The organism is Nostoc sp. CALU 1950, from assembly GCF_051172895.1.
GTDB lineage: Bacteria > Cyanobacteriota > Cyanobacteriia > Cyanobacteriales > Nostocaceae > Nostoc > Nostoc edaphicum_A.
In genome coordinates, this window is sequence record NZ_JBDNJQ010000002.1 from 103,913 (window position 1) to 122,992 (window position 19,080).

At 37.2% G+C, this 19,080-nt stretch carries 18 protein-coding genes; 16 read left to right on the plus strand and 2 right to left on the minus strand.

Annotated features, from left to right (window positions below; all coding sequences use genetic code 11):
- Positions 1-19: 19 nt before the first annotated feature.
- From ABF638_RS01110 to ABF638_RS01170, 13 genes are all read left to right on the plus strand, one after another.
- Entirely contained in the window at positions 20-844 is an 825-nt protein-coding gene (locus ABF638_RS01110; RefSeq protein WP_435019482.1) for a 6-hydroxymethylpterin diphosphokinase MptE-like protein, read from the plus strand.
- 88 nt (positions 845-932) lie between these two features.
- Positions 933-2,543: an aldolase catalytic domain-containing protein gene (locus tag ABF638_RS01115; protein WP_435019484.1), complete on the plus strand. Its 1,611-nt coding sequence runs from the start codon at positions 933-935 to the stop codon at positions 2,541-2,543.
- Between the two features lie 21 nt (positions 2,544-2,564).
- On the plus strand, positions 2,565-3,245 hold the full coding sequence (locus tag ABF638_RS01120) for a cytidylyltransferase domain-containing protein (protein WP_435019486.1): 681 nt from the start codon (positions 2,565-2,567) through the stop codon (positions 3,243-3,245).
- Positions 3,223-3,915: an HAD family hydrolase gene (locus ABF638_RS01125; RefSeq protein ID WP_435019488.1), complete on the plus strand. Its 693-nt coding sequence runs from the start codon at positions 3,223-3,225 to the stop codon at positions 3,913-3,915. The genes ABF638_RS01120 and ABF638_RS01125 overlap by 23 nt, the downstream gene beginning before the upstream one ends.
- Before the next feature lie 135 nt (positions 3,916-4,050).
- On the plus strand, positions 4,051-4,860 hold the full coding sequence (locus ABF638_RS01130; protein ID WP_435019490.1) for an FkbM family methyltransferase: 810 nt from the start codon (positions 4,051-4,053) through the stop codon (positions 4,858-4,860).
- 136 nt (positions 4,861-4,996) lie between these two features.
- Positions 4,997-6,100 carry a glycosyltransferase family 1 protein gene (locus tag ABF638_RS01135; protein WP_435019492.1) on the plus strand — a complete coding sequence of 368 codons (1,104 nt, stop codon included), beginning with the start codon at positions 4,997-4,999 and terminating at the stop codon, positions 6,098-6,100.
- 236 nt (positions 6,101-6,336) lie between these two features.
- The gene (locus tag ABF638_RS01140; protein ID WP_435019494.1) at positions 6,337-7,539 is read left to right on the plus strand and encodes a glycosyltransferase family 4 protein; all 1,203 of its coding nucleotides are present in this window, start codon (positions 6,337-6,339) and stop codon (positions 7,537-7,539) included.
- Between the two features lie 275 nt (positions 7,540-7,814).
- Positions 7,815-8,825 (plus strand): glycosyltransferase family 4 protein, encoded by a 1,011-nt coding sequence (locus ABF638_RS01145; RefSeq protein WP_435019496.1) that lies wholly within the window; start codon positions 7,815-7,817, stop codon positions 8,823-8,825.
- A complete protein-coding gene (locus ABF638_RS01150) occupies positions 8,822-10,177 on the plus strand; it encodes a hypothetical protein (RefSeq protein WP_435019498.1) in 1,356 nt (451 codons plus the stop codon). The genes ABF638_RS01145 and ABF638_RS01150 overlap by 4 nt, the downstream gene beginning before the upstream one ends.
- The gene (locus ABF638_RS01155) at positions 10,170-11,423 is read left to right on the plus strand and encodes a glycosyltransferase family 4 protein (RefSeq protein ID WP_435019500.1); all 1,254 of its coding nucleotides are present in this window, start codon (positions 10,170-10,172) and stop codon (positions 11,421-11,423) included. The genes ABF638_RS01150 and ABF638_RS01155 overlap by 8 nt, the downstream gene beginning before the upstream one ends.
- 7 nt (positions 11,424-11,430) lie before the next feature.
- Positions 11,431-12,579 (plus strand): glycosyltransferase, encoded by a 1,149-nt coding sequence (locus ABF638_RS01160; protein WP_435019502.1) that lies wholly within the window; start codon positions 11,431-11,433, stop codon positions 12,577-12,579.
- Between the two features lie 191 nt (positions 12,580-12,770).
- Positions 12,771-13,937, plus strand: a complete 1,167-nt coding sequence (locus ABF638_RS01165; protein WP_435019504.1) for a glycosyltransferase — start codon at positions 12,771-12,773, stop codon at positions 13,935-13,937.
- A 237-nt stretch (positions 13,938-14,174) separates the two neighbouring features.
- Positions 14,175-14,942 (plus strand): glycosyltransferase family 2 protein, encoded by a 768-nt coding sequence (locus ABF638_RS01170; protein ID WP_435019506.1) that lies wholly within the window; start codon positions 14,175-14,177, stop codon positions 14,940-14,942.
- A gap of 128 nt (positions 14,943-15,070) precedes the next feature.
- Here the strand turns inward: ABF638_RS01170 and ABF638_RS01175 are convergent, their stop codons facing one another.
- Entirely contained in the window at positions 15,071-15,946 is an 876-nt protein-coding gene (locus tag ABF638_RS01175) for a class I SAM-dependent methyltransferase (RefSeq protein WP_435019508.1), read from the minus strand.
- A 61-nt stretch (positions 15,947-16,007) separates the two neighbouring features.
- Between ABF638_RS01175 and ABF638_RS01180 the strand changes: the two genes are divergently transcribed.
- The 3 genes from ABF638_RS01180 to ABF638_RS01190 all read left to right on the plus strand — a co-directional run bounded on the left by ABF638_RS01180 (position 16,008) and on the right by ABF638_RS01190 (position 18,127).
- Positions 16,008-16,841 carry a 2OG-Fe(II) oxygenase gene (locus ABF638_RS01180; RefSeq protein WP_435019510.1) on the plus strand — a complete coding sequence of 278 codons (834 nt, stop codon included), beginning with the start codon at positions 16,008-16,010 and terminating at the stop codon, positions 16,839-16,841.
- A 229-nt stretch (positions 16,842-17,070) separates the two neighbouring features.
- The gene (locus ABF638_RS01185; RefSeq protein WP_435019562.1) at positions 17,071-17,565 is read left to right on the plus strand and encodes a YdcF family protein; all 495 of its coding nucleotides are present in this window, start codon (positions 17,071-17,073) and stop codon (positions 17,563-17,565) included.
- 22 nt (positions 17,566-17,587) lie between these two features.
- Positions 17,588-18,127 carry a WcaF family extracellular polysaccharide biosynthesis acetyltransferase gene (locus ABF638_RS01190; protein ID WP_435019512.1) on the plus strand — a complete coding sequence of 180 codons (540 nt, stop codon included), beginning with the start codon at positions 17,588-17,590 and terminating at the stop codon, positions 18,125-18,127.
- A 188-nt stretch (positions 18,128-18,315) separates the two neighbouring features.
- On the opposite strand, the gene hpsJ-A is transcribed toward ABF638_RS01190, so the two are convergent.
- Positions 18,316-19,047 (minus strand): HpsJ-like protein, cyanoexosortase A-associated, encoded by a 732-nt coding sequence (hpsJ-A, locus tag ABF638_RS01195; protein WP_435019514.1) that lies wholly within the window; start codon positions 19,045-19,047, stop codon positions 18,316-18,318.
- Positions 19,048-19,080 lie beyond the last annotated feature (33 nt).

Below are 19,080 nucleotides of genomic sequence, written 5' to 3' on the forward strand. Positions count from 1 at the left end.
AGTTATTTGTTAGTAAAATATGTCTCCAGATAATCCTATTTTTAACCAAAGAGTAACGATTAATCCTTATAGAGGTTTTGCTCGTGGATGTTTTGAACTCTGGAAGAGGTTTGAGTGGGATCTAAATCCAGAATCATGGAAATCTCGAAGTAAACTAAAAACTTTAAAAAATAGCTACTTAGGGCAAAAAGCTGTTATTTTATGTAATGGGCCAAGCTTGCTAAAACATGATTTATCTATTCTTAATAAGACTTTTACATTTGGATTAAATAAAATTAACCTTATCTTTGATAAGTCTCCATTTATTCCCTCTTGTATTGTCTCAATAGACCCAATTGTCCTTGGGCAAAATGCTGATTTCTACAACCAAACTGAAATTCCTCTTTTTCTAGAAAGAATCTCTAGTTCACTAATCAAGCCTCGATCTAACATTACATTTCTTTATTCTTCTAACTCAAATGCTTACCAATTCGCTAGAGACTGTTCACTCAATATTGGTCAAGCAGGAACTGTTACCTTTGCAGCACTACAACTCGCATTTCATATGGGATTTAGCGATGTTGCCCTGATTGGATGCGACCATAATTATGGAGAAAAAGCACCCCCAAACACGGTTCTGACATCAGATGGGGCAGACCAAAATCATTTCGATCCAAATTATTTTTCGATAGGAATGAAATGGCAAGTGCCTAATATGGCAGTGCTTGAGCTTGGATACACTATAGCCCGAAATGCTTATGCTGCTTATGGGAGACGTGTTGTCAACTGTACTGAAGGAGGGAAATTGGAGGTTTTTGAAAGAATGAATCTTAATTCATGGCTCGAACAAACCCTCTCGAATTAATTCATTTTTTACAAACTGACAAGGTACATGGCAATAAAATGATTCCTGTTTTTGAGCCAAAAAACAGACAAAAAATTAAGGAGTTATCATGAAGTGGCAAATTTTGGATTGCACCCTCCGTGATGGAGGATACTACAATGCTTGGGATTTCAGCCCACAACTCATCAAGGACTATCTCCAGGCAATGTCTGCTATTTCGATCGATTATGTCGAGTTAGGCTTTCGTTCCTTTGATCAAAAAGGGTTTAAAGGGGGTTGTGCATACACAACTGACAATTTCATCCGTCAGTTTGAGATCCCAGAAAATCTGAAAATTGGTGTTATGGTTAACGCCAGTGAATTGGTTAAGCATCCTGACGGTGTAGTTGGTGCGCTTGCCCATTTGTTTAAGCCTGCATCAGAATCTCCTGTTACTTTAGTACGACTTGCTTGCCACTTTCATGAATTTGGAACTGTATTGCCAGGTTGCCAATGGCTGAAAGAACAAGGCTATGTAGTCGGCATCAACTTAATGCAGATTGCTGACCGCAGCGTAGAAGAGATTACAAATGCAGCACATCTAGCGAATCAGTATCCGCTGGATGTGCTTTATTTTGCTGATAGTATGGGCAGTATGAACCCGGAACAAACTTCTGAAATTATTCATACATTGCGAATAGTTTGGCAGGGTGAGTTAGGCATTCATACTCACGATAATATGGGGCAAGCACTAGCCAACTCTTTATGTGCCTTACAGGAAGGAGTCAGCTGGATTGATAGTACCATTACGGGTATGGGGCGAGGGGCAGGTAATGTAAAAACTGAATACTTGGTGATAGATTTAGTGCCAATGTGGCAGGAGCGATCTTGTAATATCACACCGTTGATGAAGGTTATCGGCAAGTATTTTAGTCCCATGCAAAAAGAGTATGGCTGGGGAACCAATAGTTATTACTACCTTGCTGGTAAGCATGGTATTCATCCTACCTATATTCAGGAAATGCTGACCGATTCCCGCTACATTGAGGAAGACATTCTGGCAGTGATTGATCACTTAAAATCAGTGGGCGGAAAGAAATTTAATCTCAATACGTTGGAGGCAGCGCGACACTTCTATGTTGGGGAACCACGAGGCAACTGGATACCCGCCAGTTTAATTGCAGAGCGAGAAGTCTTGATTCTAGGGACAGGACCTGGTGTTGGAAGGCATCAGCAGGCAATAGAGCAGTATATTCGTGATAAGCGTCCTTGTGTGATTGCATTAAATACCCAAACGCACATTGAGCCAGAGTTGATCGATATTCGTGCAGCCTGTCATCCTGTACGTCTCCTTGCTGACTGTGCAGAGTATGGGAATTTGCCACAACCCCTAATAACTCCAGCATCGATGCTACCAGATAGTGTACTTGATGCATTGGACGGTAAGAAACTATTAGATTTTGGTCTTGTAGTTCAAGCAGATACTTTCCGCTTTGAAGCCAATTACTGTATTTTACCGAACTCACTCGTGATTGCTTATACCTTAGCAATTGCTACAAGTGGAAAAGCATCTCGTATTCTTTTAGCGGGATTTGACGGTTATGGTGCTGATGATCCCAGAAATAGTGAAATGACTCAATTACTAAATCTCTATCAAGAAAATACAAGTTCAAGACCACTATTAGCTGTAACACCAACTCGATATCAAATTAGTAAGTCTACGATATATCAGATGATATAGAATCCTTTGATGAAGATGAAAATGACATGTTTTCTGCCGTGCCGGAAAGGAAGTGAGAGAGTACCTAAAAAAAATATTCGCCCTTTTGGAGGGTATTCTCATGGACTAATTGAACTTAAGTTAATGCAACTGAGCCAAGTAAAGTTTATCAATGAAATTGTCTTATCTACTAATGATGATGAGTTGATTAAGTTTGCCAAATCAATTGACTTAAAAAACCTCTGTATTCATCAGCGGGATGAAAAATTAGCGTCTAGTCAAACTAGTACCGATGAGTTGATTAATCATGTTGCTGATTTAATTCATGAAGGACATATCTTGTGGACTCATGTTACTTCACCTTTTTTGACTGCTAATGCTTATGAAAGGATTATTCAGAAATATCTTGAAGGTTTGGAGCAAGGCTATGACTCACTCATGACAACATCATTGATTAGAAGTTTCGTTTGGAATAGTACAGGACCACTAAATTACGACAAAAGTATCGAAAAATGGCCAAGAACTCAAACTCTTGAACCACTACATGAAATTAATAGTGCTATTTTTTTAGGGCATATCGATATCTACAAATTTTTACAGGACAGAGTAGGTGTAAGACCTATATTGTATCCACTGAATAAAATAGAAGGATTTGATATTGATTGGTCTGAGGATTTCTTGATGGCTGAATATTTATTGAATGCTAAGATTGCCAGTATTTGAGGTGGATATGCACTTATCATTGCCAAGTTACAAAACATTAGTCTTTGATTGTGATGGTGTAATCTTAAACTCCAACAAGTTAAAAACAGAAGCATTTTATCAAGTAGCTCTGCCTTATGGTGAAGATGCCGCTCAAGCGCTAGTCAATTTTCACGTTCAAAACGGTGGAATTTCCCGATATCGCAAGTTTGAGTATTTTCTTCAAACAATTATTGGAGAATACAGTCAGCCTGAAACATTAAATGAGTTGCTGTTAGCTTATGCTTCTACAGTTAGAGTAGGTTTGCTGACTTGTTCACTTGCTCCAAGACTTCTAGAACTACGGAATTATCTCCCTAATACTCGATGGTTAATAGTATCAGGAGGGGATCAATCCGAACTTCGTCAAGTCTTCACTACACAAGGTATTGCTCATTTATTTGATGGGGGAATTTTCGGTAGCCCTGACACCAAAGAGCAAATCCTTCTTCGGGAAAAAGAGCGAATAAATCTCATCACTCCTGCCTTATTCTTGGGCGATAGTCAATATGATTACTTAGCTGCTAGTCAAACAGGTTTAGACTTTATTTTCATCTCAGGTTGGACTGAGATGAAAGGATGGCTTGAGTTTTGTTCAAGATTTAATTTGCCATATATTGAATCTATTGATATGCTAATTCCTTCAATCTAAAATGAAAAACAACAATCAATACAACATTAGCAATATTTTTAATTTAGTAAAATATGCGAACAACATTATCTTATTAGACTATGGTATATTTATTTTCTCTCTCCTCTCATCAATTAACCATATCTTCACCAAAAAATGGTAATCAATATTAATCAATCCAATAGACCTTTTTTGATGGCAATTAAGCCTCTATGGATAAGAGAAAAGTTCTTCTGGAAGCTTTATTCTCGCAACTTAGACAGGTACTCTTATCTGTTTGACAATGCAACTCTAGAATTTGCTCCACATATATCTTTAAAGTTAATGGAAACAGATGTCAGCCACAAAATGCTCGCATTTTGTGGCTTCTATGAATTACTAGTATCTCGCCGTATCACCAAACTAGCAAAGCTGGGTGGTTTAATGATTGATGTGGGAGCCAATTACGGATACTATTCATGTCTTTGGGCTGGTGCTGGAGGTAATAATAAAGTGATTGCATTTGAAGCGTCACCTAGAAATTTATCAGCTTTGAAACATAACCTGTTAAAGAATAGGCTTGAAACTCAAGTTGATGTACATGAAACTGCTGTAGGAAAAGAAAAGGGTGATTTATTTTTCGATATGGGACCAAAAGAACAGAGTGGATGGGGAGGACTTCTGTATGAGTTAAAATCTGATGCGATTAAAGTTCCCGTTATATCTCTGGATGCAATTTTTTTAAAGAGTGATTATCAGAATATAAATGTACTCAAGATAGACACAGAAGGTGCTGATACTTGGGTAATTCAGGGAGCAGAGCAATTATTGCGATCGCATCGAATTCGGCACATTTTTTTTGAGGAAAACATTGTACGGATGGAAAAACTGGGTATCAAGCCTGGGGAATCACAAAAACTACTTAGAGATTGTGGATATCAGCTTGACAGGATTGGGGTAAATGAATGGTATGCATCGTTGATATGATAAAAAAAATTTGATATCTAAAGTACATATGTCAGCATTCATTATCTTTTTGATGGCTATCCAATTCAACGTTTGTGGTAAATGAAAAAAACTAGCTATTTCCTCATTTGTAAAACTTCTAATTTTATAGTATTTGATGGTAATTTATTCAAGTCATGTAATTTCCATTGTCCCTAGATTACCTCCTGCAATTGATGGTGTAGGGGATTATGCGATGAATCTAGCTTGTCAGCTTCGCCAAGATTTCAATATTCAAACTCATTTTGTTGTAGGTGATACTAAATGGAATGGTGCAGCAGAAATTGACAGTTTTCCTGTTAGACAAGTTAGCGATCGCTCTCCAGATACACTGCTAACTTTATTATCAAATGATTGCTCCTCTCCTATACTTCTACATTATGTAGGCTACGGCTATGCTCAACGAGGTTGTCCAATTTGGTTAGTCGATGGGTTACAGCGTTGTAAAAGTTTATTTCCTAAGCGATCGCTCGTTACCATGTTCCATGAAGTCTATGCTTCAGGCCCACCTTGGGCTAGCTCTTTTTGGTTATCAGCCTTACAGAAAAATTTAGCAGCACGTTTGGCACAAATGAGCGATCGTTCTATAACTAGTAAACAAAGTTATGGCGAACTTCTGTATCAACTGAATCCCACTAAACAAACTGAAATTACTTGCCTTCCTGTATTTTCCAATATTGGGGAACCAGAATACTTGCCAAATCTATCAGAGCGATCTCCTCGACTAGTGGTTTTTGGCAGCCGTAACTCTAGGCTACAAGTTTATAATCAATGCCTCAAAGCCTTAGAAGAAACCTGCCAAAGTTTAAAGATTAAAGAAATATTGGATATTGGTGTACCAACCGGTTTGGAACTTTCTGAAATTGGAGAAATTCCTATCATAGAAAAAGGGGTGGATAAAGCAGAAGAAATTAGTAAAACTTTGCAGGATTCTATCGCTGGATTTTTAAATTTTCCTCCCCCTGAATACTTAGCAAAATCAACTATTTTTGCTGCTTACTGTGCCCATAGACTAATTCCTTGTATGGTGATTTCTAGTAAAGTACCGATAGACGGTCTTGAAAAGGGTAAACATTACTGCTCTGCTGATAACCATAGTAATGAACTACGCTTAAAGCAGGGACAGAATATTGCAGATAATGCTTACAGATGGTATCAAACCCATAGCCTTTCAGTGCAAGCCAAAATTTTCATGGATAACTTGATATTGCCACAGCAATAAAAACAAAAAAATACTTATTATGATTCAAGCATTCGTTCGTTAAATATTAATTAATTGTATTGGACAGAAAATAAATTATGTCTATTAGTTTTTCAGTAATTTCAAATCAAACAATATTAGGTAAGATTTTGAGATTTCCTGCTTCTAGATTAGAAACGATTTATGGCGAAGATATCCAAAATTCTAATGAAATAATTGCTTACTTCAATGGCTGATCCAGCAATCTTGGAAAATATATGAGTGACAATGTTCATAAATATCGAGTTTTAATAGTTGCTTCTCATCCTGTGCAGTATGCTGCTCCACTGTTCAGGCTCATGGCGAAACATCCTAAACTGGATATTCAAGTAGCTTATTGTAGTCTACAAGGTGTTAAAGCAGGTTTTGATGCAGGGTTTAATGTAGAAGTTAAATGGGATATACCACTACTAGATGGTTATCCTTGGGTGGAAGTTGAAAATAATTCTCCCAAACCTAAACTTAACAGTTTTTTTGGACTAATAAACCTAGGTTTATGGAACCTGATCAGAAAAAATAACTTTGATGTGGTCATTGTTTATACTGGCTACAACTATTTTAGCTTTTGGATTGCAGCAGCGGCAGCTAAACTGAATAAATGCAAGTTTGTATTTAGTACAGATACCAGTGGTATTGAACCTCGAAATAAAAAAATATGGAAAATTTGGTTAAAGAGTGTTGTACTGCCACCTATTTTTAGGTTTGCAGATTTTGTCTTTGTCTCATCAACATTAGGTAAACAAATGCTTCAGAAACTAAGCGTTCCTGAAGAAAATATTATATTAACTCCATTCGCAGTTGATAATGATTGGTGGACTTTTCAAGCTAGACAGGTGGATGTCAAAGAAGTTCGTCAGCAATGGCATATCCCAGAAAGCGCAACTGTTATTCTATTTTGTGCAAAACTCCAACCTTGGAAACGTCCTCAAGATATTTTAAGAGCATTTGCTCTAGCTAATGTGCCAAATAGTTATCTTTTATTTGCAGGGGAAGGAAGTTTAAAAAATGAACTAGAGTTAGAATCTGAATCTTTAAGGATAAAAGATAGAGTCAAGTTTCTGGGTTTTGTAAATCAGTCCAATTTACCCTCAATTTACCGCTCTGCCAGCTTATTCATCTTACCGTCGGATTATGAACCTTTTGGAGTAGTTGTCAATGAAGCAATGCTTTGTGGCTGTCCTGTAGTCGTTAGTGATCGCGTAGGTTCTCGCTACGATTTGGTTCAACACGGTAAAAGCGGTTTTATTTATCCCTGTGGTGATGTAGAAGCATTAGCCAAAATTCTCCAAGAGATCCTTCCCGATCATAATTTTTTGCAGAAAATGGGTACTGCTGCAACTCATTTAATGGAGTCTTGGTCACCACAGAAGAACATAGAAGCGATTGTAAAAGCTCTAGACAAGTCTATAGCTAGCAAGTAAATGAGGTTGACCTACTCTAAATTTTAAAATAGCTTTGTTTGACCACAAATTTAGATTTTAGGCTTTATATAAACGGTAACATCAAATACAATCAAGTAAAAAATACTAATAAAAACACACTAAATAACGAGGGCTATCCATTAACAGGAACACTTATTTATCGTAATAGCACAAGATTTGTATCTCGCTTGTTAGAAACATTAGTCCCTAATGAAGTTTCTGGTGATACTCTATGTATGCTAATTAAAAAGAAAACTTAAAAAATACAAACATTGATGAAAATTCTTATATATTCACCTTCCTTTCACCCTAAAATTGGCGGATTAGAAACAATAATTTCTATTTTAGCTTACGAATTCACATACCAGGGACATGAGGTTAAGGTAGTATCACAAACCCCAGCAACAGACTTCAAACAATTTCCTTTTGAAGTTATTAGACAACCAACTAGACAAAATGTATTGCAACTAACTCATTGGTGCGAGGTGTATTTCCAAGGTTGTGTAAGCTTAAGAGGGATTTGGCCTCTACTATTTATACCTCGCCCTTTAGCGATAACTCATCAAACTTGGTATTGCCGCGCTGATGGGAGTCAGCATTGGCAAGATTACCTAAAAAAAATGGTTACTCGTTTCGCGACTAATATATCAATTAGTCATGATATAGCTAAAACTATACCAACCACATCTACTGTAATTCCTAATTCTTACCGAGAAGATATATTTTATGAAATGACAGATATTCCCCGTAACCAAGAACTTGTTTTTTTAGGGCGGTTGGTTTCTGATAAGGGGGTTAATTTATTACTTGATGCATTATCTGAACTCAAATTCATGGGACTCACCCCCCAATTGACTATTATTGGTAATGGTCTGGAAGAACCTAAATTACGTCAGCAAGCAAAAGACTTAGAAATTTGCGAGCAAGTTAATTTTGTTGGAGTAAAAGTTGAACATGAATTAGTTAAATTACTCAATGCTCACCAAATTATGGTAGTTCCATCACTTTGGAATGAACCCTTTGGTATTGTTGCTTTAGAAGGAATTGCCTGTGGCTGCGTTGTCGTGGGTTCAGAAGGAGGGGGCTTAAAAGATGCAATTGGCTCCTGTGGCGTTACATTCCCCAATGGAGATGTTGAAAAATTAACTAAAACCCTCTTTAATTTACTGACCCATCCTGAACAACTGACAACCTACAGAGAAAATGCCAAATTACACTTAGCACTCCACACCAGTAAAGCCGTTGCCAAAGCATATCTTGAAGTTCTAGAGGCAGTAGTTAAATGATTTTACTCATTGCTTTAGCAGGAGTAGCGGCGATTATTGGCCTATCATCTCTAGACTGGCGACGTGCTGTTAAAGCTGTATTGGTCATTGTCGTTTTAGAAGGAGTATTACGAAAGTGGGTACTACCTCAAGCAAGTGACATGATTTACTTTCTCAAAGATTTAGTCCTCCTTGGAGCATATCTTAGGTATTACCTGGGTTCTGAACCGAAATATCCTTTGAGATTGACCTTTTTCAATATTGCTTTATTTATGTCACTTTGCTGGTGTGTATTCCAAGTCTTTAACCCTAGTTTAGGCTCACCCATAGTTGGTTTTTTTGGACTGAAAGCATATTTATTTTATGTTCCTTTGATGTGGATGCTACCCAGCCTATTTCAATCAGAGGAAGAATTATACAAATTTTTACGCAACTATTTACTCTTATTAGTTCCAGTTTCTCTTTTAGCGATCGCTCAATTTTACAGTCCTATCAATAGTCCTATCAATATATACGGTGGTGGTGTTGAAGCCCAGGCCGTTGTTGATGGCAATCCTAGAGTTACAGGTACATTTCCTTACATTGTTGGCTATTCTACTTATCTGTCTATTTGTTTTACCATACTTATTCCGCTTTTATCCCTGCCACAAACAAAAATATGGAGTTTATTAACCTTAGTAGAAGTGTTATTGGTTGCTGGTACTTCTTTCATGACAGGGGCGCGTGGTTTGCTATTATTTGAAACTTTGTTCTTGGTGGGATACTTTTGTCTTCTATGGTTAACAAAACCTTCCATAGCTGTACGCTCGACAAAACAGTTTATCCTACCAATAGTTTTGATAACAGCTGTACTACCCATCTTTTTCAATAAAGCAATAGAAGCATTTTCTAAACGTGCAACTACATCTGATAACTTTACTGATCGTGTCTTCTCTGCTTTTAGCGAACCTGTACAAGCTACGAGATGGAAAGGATTTGATAGCTATGGAATTGGAGCAACCCATCAGGCTGTATCTACTTTGCGTAAGTCTTTAGGGCTATCTATTGGTGAATCTCTTCCACCATCTGAAGGAGAAATGGGGAGAATAGTTCTAGAAATAGGACCATTTGGCTTTGTTATATGGTACGGACTACGTTTAATCTTAATTTTTTCTTTATTAAGAGTTTTTTTAAAATTGAAAACTCCTTTCTTACGAAACTTAGCTCTGGCTGCCTTCCTATTACATGCTATTAGTTTAACTGCTCAGTTAGTCTTCAATAATACATTGGCAATTTACTACTGGTTCTTTAGTGGTTTCCTGTTATTACTTCCAGAATTGGAATATCGGCAATCGTTATCTCATAGACACCAAACAAAGCAACGATATGTCTAAACCAAGCATTTCCCTAGTCCATCACATTAATCCTTCCTTTGCTAAAAATGCCGCATTAGCATTAGCAGAAGCTAAATTGCTAAAAGAGGTTATTAGTACAATTGCTTATAATCCAGAAAAATCTAAGTGGAAATATTTTAATTTTTTACCGAAAAGATTGAATTCATTCATTACTAATGAACTAAGCAGACGAACTTGGAATGCTCCAAATGAAACACCAATTAAAACTTATCCCTGCCAAGAAGTAATACGAATATTGTTGTTACGAATTCGACTAGGCAATAGTTTATTTTTTAGAAATATAGATTTAGTAAACTGGGTCGATGTATCCCTAGATCATCAAGTTGCTAAATACCACCTTAAAGGTTTAAATGCTATCTACAGTTATGAAGATATGGCTGCAACTACATTTCATAAGGCTAAAAACCAAGGAATTATCTGTCTATATGATTTGCCTATTCCCTACTATCAAATGACTGGCAATATCATGCGCCAAGAAGCTGAACGCTTCCCAGAATTAGCTCCAGTAATTCAATCTATTCATGAACCTACCTGGAAAATTGAGCGCAAGAAACAGGAAATTAAACTGGCAGATCATATCTTTGTGGCTTCTTCTGTAACAAAACAATCACTGCTAGACATTGGTGTAGAAGCTGAAAAAATCAGTGTTATTCCTTACGGCGCTCCAGTAGAATACTTCCAACCCCAACCTAAACCAGACAATTGCTTCCGTGCCTTATTTGTCGGTCGTGTTTCCCCTCGTAAAGGTGTTCATTACCTTCTACCAGCTTGGAAAGACTTAAAACTAAAAGATGCAGAATTAGTGTTAGTAGGACAGAATCTTTTTCCTGCGGGTTGGTTAGAACAGTATAAAGATATTTGCCGCCATGTTCCTTCAGTTCCTCATTTACTTCTCAATCAATATTACAGCAGCGCGAGCGTTTTAGTTTTTCCTTCTTTAATTGAAGGGTTTGGGCTAGTATTATTAGAAGCAATGTCCTGTGGCATTCCTGTAATTACAACTCCTAACACAGCAGGCCCTGATATTCTAACAAATGGAGTAGAAGGATTTATCATTCCCATTCGGGATGTGGAAGCAATCAAAGAAAAACTGCAATGGTGTCATTCTCATCCCCAAGAGTTAGCAGAAATGGGACGAGCCGCCCGACGCAAAGCTGAACAGTTAAATTGGGGTCTGTATCGACAACGTTTAGCAAACCAAGTGCGATCGCTACTTACAACATAAACTTTATATGACCAAAACCGCATATCATCTTTGGTTTCCAAATATCTTTGAATTTAAAGGTGGAATCCAAACTTATTCAGCATTTTTACTACAAGCTATTCAGAATATCTACCCTAATGATAACTACGGCGTGTTTCTCATGCATGACCGCAGTCCATCGGCTAATTTTACTAACGAAAAAATTACTCAGTTTCACTGCGCTGGGGTTGTGCCATTACCACTTAGAACACCTGTCTTTACTGCACAATTAATAGGATGGGGAATTTGCCAACGTCCTAATTTAGTTATTGCTAGTCACTTGAATTTCACTGTTGTAGCTAACAAATTAAATCGGCTAGCAGGTATACCATACTGGACAATTGCTCATGGAGTAGAAGCTTGGGATCTGAAAAACGCTGAAGTAAAAAAATCTCTAGGTCATGCAGACAAAATTTTAGCAGTCAGTCACTACACACGCGATCGCATACTCAAAAAACATCATCTCAATCCTGATAAAATTTCTATCTTACCTAATACATTTGAATCAAGTCGCTTTCAACCAGAACCAAAACCTGGCTATTTACTAGAGCAATATCAATTAAAAATAGAACAACCAATTATATTGACTGTGGCCAGACTAGCAGAGGCTGAACGCTACAAAGGCTATGACCAAATTCTGCAAGCACTACCTTATATTCGTCAAATAATTCCTGATGTCCACTACGTCATTGTTGGTAAAGGTAATGACAAAAGTAGAATTGAGCAGATGATTGTACAACTAGGGTTACAAAATTGTGTGACTCTAGCTGGATTTGTCCCTGATGAACAACTTTGTGATTATTACAACCTTTGTGATGTTTTTGCAATGCCTAGCAAAAGGGAAGGATTTGGTATTGTCTATCTAGAAGCACTAGCTTGTGGTAAACCTGTCTTAGGAGGCAACCAGGATGGAGCTATTGATGCTCTTTATCATGGTGAATTAGGTGCACTAGTTAACCCTGATAATGTAGAAGAAATTGCTCGAACTTTAGTTCAAATTATACAAGGTATATATCCCAATCAATTGATGTATCAACCAGATATTCTGCGTCAAAAAGTAATTGATTATTTTGGTTTTGAGCGTTTTCAAACTACTCTGGCTAAATATTTGGACAAGCACTTGCAATCTCTAAAATAATCAATATAAATATTTGATAGATAAATCGTATAGGACTAAAATTTACATAATTAATCACTGTAAGAAAGCGTATAAGCTTTTTTACAAATGCTTTGTAAAAATCCTGTGAATTAGGATTAATGTTTTTAACAAACTGGTATGATTGCCTTGATTTGGTATTACTTACATAACTGCTCGGAAATATTGACAACATGAAAGTTCTGCATGTGATTCCCTCTATTGCTCCAGTTAGAGGTGGGCCGAGTCAGGCAGTTTTAGAGATGGTAAAAGCCTTAAGAGATGAGTGTATTGAGGCTGAAATTGCTACGACTAATGATAATGGCACACAACTTTTGAATATACCTCTGGGGCAATGCACCCATTACCAACATGTTCCAGTCTGGTTTTTTCCTCGTTTCTCTCCTGCTATCCACTCACTGCGAGAATTTGCCTTTTCCAGAGAGTTAACCATTTGGTTGTGGCAGAATATTCACCACTATGACTTATTACATATCCATGCTATCTTTTCTTATGCTTCTACAGCAGCGATGGCGATCGCTCGGCTCAAAAACATTCCTTACATTGTTCGCCCATTAGGACAACTCTGTGAATGGTCGTTACAGCAAAGCGCTCGCAAAAAGCAAATTTATCTCAAACTCATAGAAAAGTCTAATCTTAATAATAGTAAATACCTTCATTTCACATCTGAGCAAGAACAGAAAGAAACTTCGCAGTTGAATCTAAGTTACTCAAGCTTCATTTTACCTCATGGTATTTCTATTCCGAATGTTATTCCTGATGCACATCAACGTCTGCGGCAATATTTGAACCTGCCAGCAGATGAACCAATTATTTTATTTTTATCTCGTTTACATCACAAAAAAGGTTTAGAATACCTGATTCCAGCTTTAGGAAAATTATCTGATTATCGCTTTACCTTTGTGTTAGCAGGTAGTGGTTCACAAGAATACGAAACTGAAGTTAAATCACTTCTCGTGTCCAATAGCATTCAAAACCGTACCCATATTACAGGATTTGTTAAAGGTGAAATTAAAGATTTATTAATGCAAGGAGCAGACTTATTTGCTCTAACTTCCTACTCAGAAAACTTTGGAGTAGCAGTTCTGGAAGCTTTAGCGGTCGGTCTTCCTGTTTTACTTACTCCTGGTATCGCTTTAGCTGATCTGGTTGCACAGCAACATCTTGGCTATGTTGCAAAACTAGAAGTAACTGCAATCGCTTCTGCCATACAGCAGGTTTTAGATTGTCCTCAAGAGGCAAAGAAGATGGGCGGTCATGCTCGTCAATTTATATGTGAAAATTACACATGGGATCGTATTGCATCAAAACTGATCTCAGTTTATACAGACATAACTTAAAGTAAGACTATTCCTGCTGTCAGCCAACACAAACGATAAATAATGAATGACTAAACAGATGGATTCAAATATTACTAAGCAATACAAATACTGATACAAATCAGCAGTCAGCCAATCAATCCTATTATTTTATATCATCAAACCTCTGATATAGATAGATTTTCCTATTTTTGGAAGTCTATACCTTCTTCTAGTACACTAAATACGAAATTGATCTGATATAGATTTACTTTTTATATGCTAAAGCAGATTACTCCTCTTATTCTTACCTATAATGAAGCTCCCAATATTGAACACACACTCCAGCAACTCACTTGGGCAGAGAAAATTATAGTTATTGATAGCTATAGTACCGATAAAACCCTAGAAATTATTAACTCCTATCCACAAATTATTACATTACAACGGGAATTTGATACCCATGCTGGGCAGTGGAATTATGGTTTAGAGCAAGTTCAGTCGCCGTGGGTGCTATCTCTAGATGCAGACTATATATTTACTGATGAGTTAATTTCTGAAATTGCTGCTCTGCCAGTTGATGGAAAGATTGATGGCTATTATGCCAGATTCAAGTATTGTGTGTTTGGTAAACCAATGCGTAGTAGTATACTTCCACCCCGTCAAGTCCTTTTTCGTAAAAGCAAAGTTACGTATATTGATGATGGACATACACAACTTTTGCAAATGTTTGGTAACTCTGCAACACTTTCTGCTTATATTCACCATGATGATCGCAAACCCCTAAACCGTTGGTTATGGGCACAGGATCGTTATACAGTGTTGGAAGTAAAAAAATTATTAGAGACTCCTACTAGTGAACTTAGCTTAGGCGATCGCATCCGCAGACAAAAAATTATTGCACCTTTTATAATTTTATTTTATTGCTTGATTATCAAAGGCGGTATTTTAGATGGTTGGCATGGTTGGTACTATGCCTTTCAGCGCATTCTGGCAGAAATACTCTTGAGCATTCGACTCATCGAAGCTGAGAAATTTAAAACCTAATAATTGCGTTATTAGTTGTTAATAATTTATTTTAGATTGGGTCAATTTTTACATTTACTTAATTCATAGGGTTACCCTTTAGCCCTCTAACATCTACATGGCGCTAAAAAATCCTATGGATATTGTGTCTATGCTTGACGTTGAGCAACACACATTAAGGATAATGCTGCCTCTGGTAATTCAGGGTTGATCCCTGATAATATTTGAGCTAGACGACACTTCAAACTCGACTGACCATAATTACCCTCTAGTACCTCTGCTCCCACCGCATGGTTATGAGGATAAAGCTCAACTGTAAACCCCAGTGGTTCTAATATCTGATAGTAAAGTTCAGGCGTTACACCGTCACCTGGTTTGTGATGAATCTCCGATGCTAAACCCCAAAACTGCTCTTCATCCGTAGAATGTCCACCCCTTTTGATTTGCCGATATATTGGCAAACGTGCATTCCAAAGCAGAAGACCCAAACCTCGAAATTGATATGCAGTGCGTTGAGGATCATGATCGGTAATTAAAAATCCGCCAGGACGAACTAATCTAGCTGCTTCCCCCAATGTTTTTGCCATATCATCGCAATGGTGTAAACAGGCATTAGCTATAACGATGTCGGCAAAACCTGAAATAAATGGTAGATTTTGAGCGTCTGCTAATACTGGGGTATAACCAAGTTGCTGAGACATTTTCAGCGCCCCATATGATACATCTACTCCAATTAATAGCTCAGGTTCACCACAACTTTCTTTTAATGACGCATATACATTACCTGGGCCACAACCTATATCCACAACAATTTTGCCATGCCAACTACCAATAACTGCTTGCCACAGGGCTATAAATTTTTCATCTCTATGACAGCCTTCAAAATAACTTTTTGCCCATTCTGGATGGCCAAAATAGTGACTGTTTGCTTGGATAGCTGGTGTTAAATTTAATATTTTGCAAACAAGAATACCTTCGTCCCACTTATCAGAATTATTCTCTAAAGGAAAATATTGAGTTAACACTGTTTTGATGTATGAAATTGATATAACAATATTTGTAATACTATAATACAGACTTAAAAAAATGTCAAAAAATCAACCAAGCATTTTTCAAGCAAGGCATGATTATGCGGAAAAAATCTACAACAAATTAGAAAACTGCCAAGATGCGCTACAACGAGATTTTTTAAATAACAGGCCTATTTATAGCTGTTATGTAGATAACCTGCTAGATGAAAAGGATGCTAAAGAAATATATGAAGCATTTCCTCCAAAAGAGAGTTTAGTACTCTTGAAAGATTTGCGAGAGTATAAATACGTTGGAATGCAAATGAATAAGTTTAATCCAATTCTCGAAGAAATTATTTATGCATTTCAAGATCCTAGAGTAGTTAAACTAATCTCTAAAATTACTGGATTTGAAGAGTTATTGCCAGATGAATATCTCTATGCAGGTGGAATTAGCCTGATGGATTATGGCTGTTTTCTCAATCCACATCTTGATAACTCACATGATAAAGACCGAAAAAATTATCGTGTGATGAATTTGTTGTATTATGTTACTCCTGATTGGAAAGAAGAGTATGGTGGAAATCTCGAATTATGGAATAATGGTTTAAAACAGAGTAATAGAACTATCCCCAGTAAGTTTAATCGGCTAGTGATAATGTGCACAAATAAGAAATCCTGGCACTCTGTTAGCAAAGTTAATTATAAAGGTCGTCGTTGCTGTGTATCTAACTACTATTTCTCGCCAAAACCTGCTGAAGAATATGATTACTTTCACGTTACTTCCTTCCGAGGACGACCAGAACAAAAGTTGAGAGATATCATATTACAAGGCGATGCTGCCCTACGTAATGGAGTTCGTAAAATTGTCAAATATGGAATTAGAAAGCCCTCTATTTATGAAAAATAAACTTCAAGTATTAGTTCCAACTTATGCATATTTTCATCTAATTAAACTTATTAAGTTTGTATATTTAACACCTTGATATGCTACTTTCATAAACAAAAAACGTATTTTTGAAAATTTGTCAATACTAAGGACTAAACGGCAGGAGAAAACAGTATATTTGGTGAAATTTTACTATCGTCGTAAACGTAAAAAAAAGTTCCTTTTAGCTCTAGTAGCGTTGATTCTCGTAATGCTAATGTTCATTCCAGTACGATTAGCGATCGCCTATCACCAAGCACCACAACCCCAAGCTATTCTGGTGCTCGGTGGTGACGGAAACAGAGAAGAATTCACTGCCCAATTTGCCGAATTTTATCCAGCCCTAAAAATTTGGGTTTCTTCTGGTACAGTGCCTAAGAAAGCACGGGCAATTTTTCAAGCCGCAGGTATTGCAGATAAACGCGTTTACCTCGATTACCGTGCTACAGATACTGTGACTAACTTTACTACCTTAGTAAAAGTTTTCCAGCAACAGCAGATACAACATCTATTTTTAATTACTTCAGATTTTCATATGCCCAGAGCTAAGGCGATCGCTACTCTTGTCCTGGGTAGTCAAGGTATTGCTTTCACTCCTATTGCCGTACCATCGAACCAAAATCAAGAATCGATCTTCCATATTCTTCGTGATATTGCTCGCTCCCTCCTCTGGATCGTCACAGGTCATACAGGAGCCAGCTTTTAACCTACTTTTATTTATCTAACCTATGCGTCTAGATCAATATACTGTTGGCAACTATACTCCAGGCGCACCATACTGGAAGCAACTTTTTTGGTATTTTGTTGGGTCGCCCTTAGTCGAAAGTTATTGGCTACCATTTTCAGCTTTTAAGCTTTGGGTACTCCGCAGTTTTGGGGCTAAAATCGGTCAAGGTGTCCGCATTAAACCGGGAGTGCGGGTAAAGTTTCCCTGGCGATTAAACATTGGTGATTTTGTTTGGATTGGAGAAGATGCGTGGATAGATAACCTTGCTCCTGTTACCATCGAAAGCCATGTTTGTCTCTCTCAAGGAGTCTATCTCTGCACTGGAAATCATGATTGGAATCATCCCGATTTTAAATTGATTGATGCCCCAATTCATATTCAAGAGAGTAGTTGGATTGCTGCCAAGTCGGTAATTGGTCCAGGAGTGACTGTTGGTCGGGGAGCAATACTGACTTTAGGTGGCGTTACCGGCAGGTCACTAGAGCCGATGACCATTTATGCAGGCAATCCGGCTTTACCCATTAAGCAGAGAAAGTTTTGATACCCAATTTTTGCGATCGCATCCCATAATTCAGTTTGCTACAAATTAGTAGTAGGAAAAGTGATTGGTAGTAGTTATTCAAGGGAGAATAATCAAGTTTGCTACTTATTAAACTTGATATCAATTCCCTCATTACATCATCTCAATTAGCAATCAAAAGCTAAATTGTATTTAAATTCTCCTACAGATTATCGCTTTCTCGCCCAAAGTGTTTCTTTCCAAATACTAATAAACAAAGCCGCAGATATTAAAGCTCCTATATTCCATTTCACAGAATTTTTGAGTAAAACCAGAGTCGTAGAAGACTTATTTGCTTCCGTTTGCTTCTTAAGTTGTTGCTTGGCTTGCGTAACTTCTGAGAGAACTTGATTTTTTAACTCTTCAGGATTTTTGCCAGCTATTGAACGACCCTGACGCTTGAGAAAATTATCTATATCCGTAGGTGAAGCTTGGCTAAATTGCTGCTCAACCTGATTAGCTTGAGTCACCTTCTGATTATAGTCGGCATGAATTTGCTCAATATTGCTATTATACAAACGTATTGTGTTAACTACTCCTAAAGGAATTAGTAGGATAAACAACAATCCAACTAACAAGGTTAAATGAGATAATAAAGCCAAGATGCGTGGTTCCCATTTGGCTCGCTTTGCCAACTTACCCGAAAATACAAACAATATTCCAATTAATGGGACGGCTACTTGGTTGACTAATCTCCCCATTGTTTGAAATTCCCAATTAGGATTCATGAAGTTTGGAGGTATAAAAATCTCAAGGATGTCTAGGAACGCAAGCAACAAAAGACCGTAGCCAAGTAACCGCCAAAGATTAATTAATTCTAGTAAAGGTTGTATAGTCTCTACTGATTTACTCAATTTGGTGAACTCTACTTCAACTAATTCACGAATGTCAGTTTCAGGCATAAGTTAAAGATAATTACAAAATGTACAGTTCTT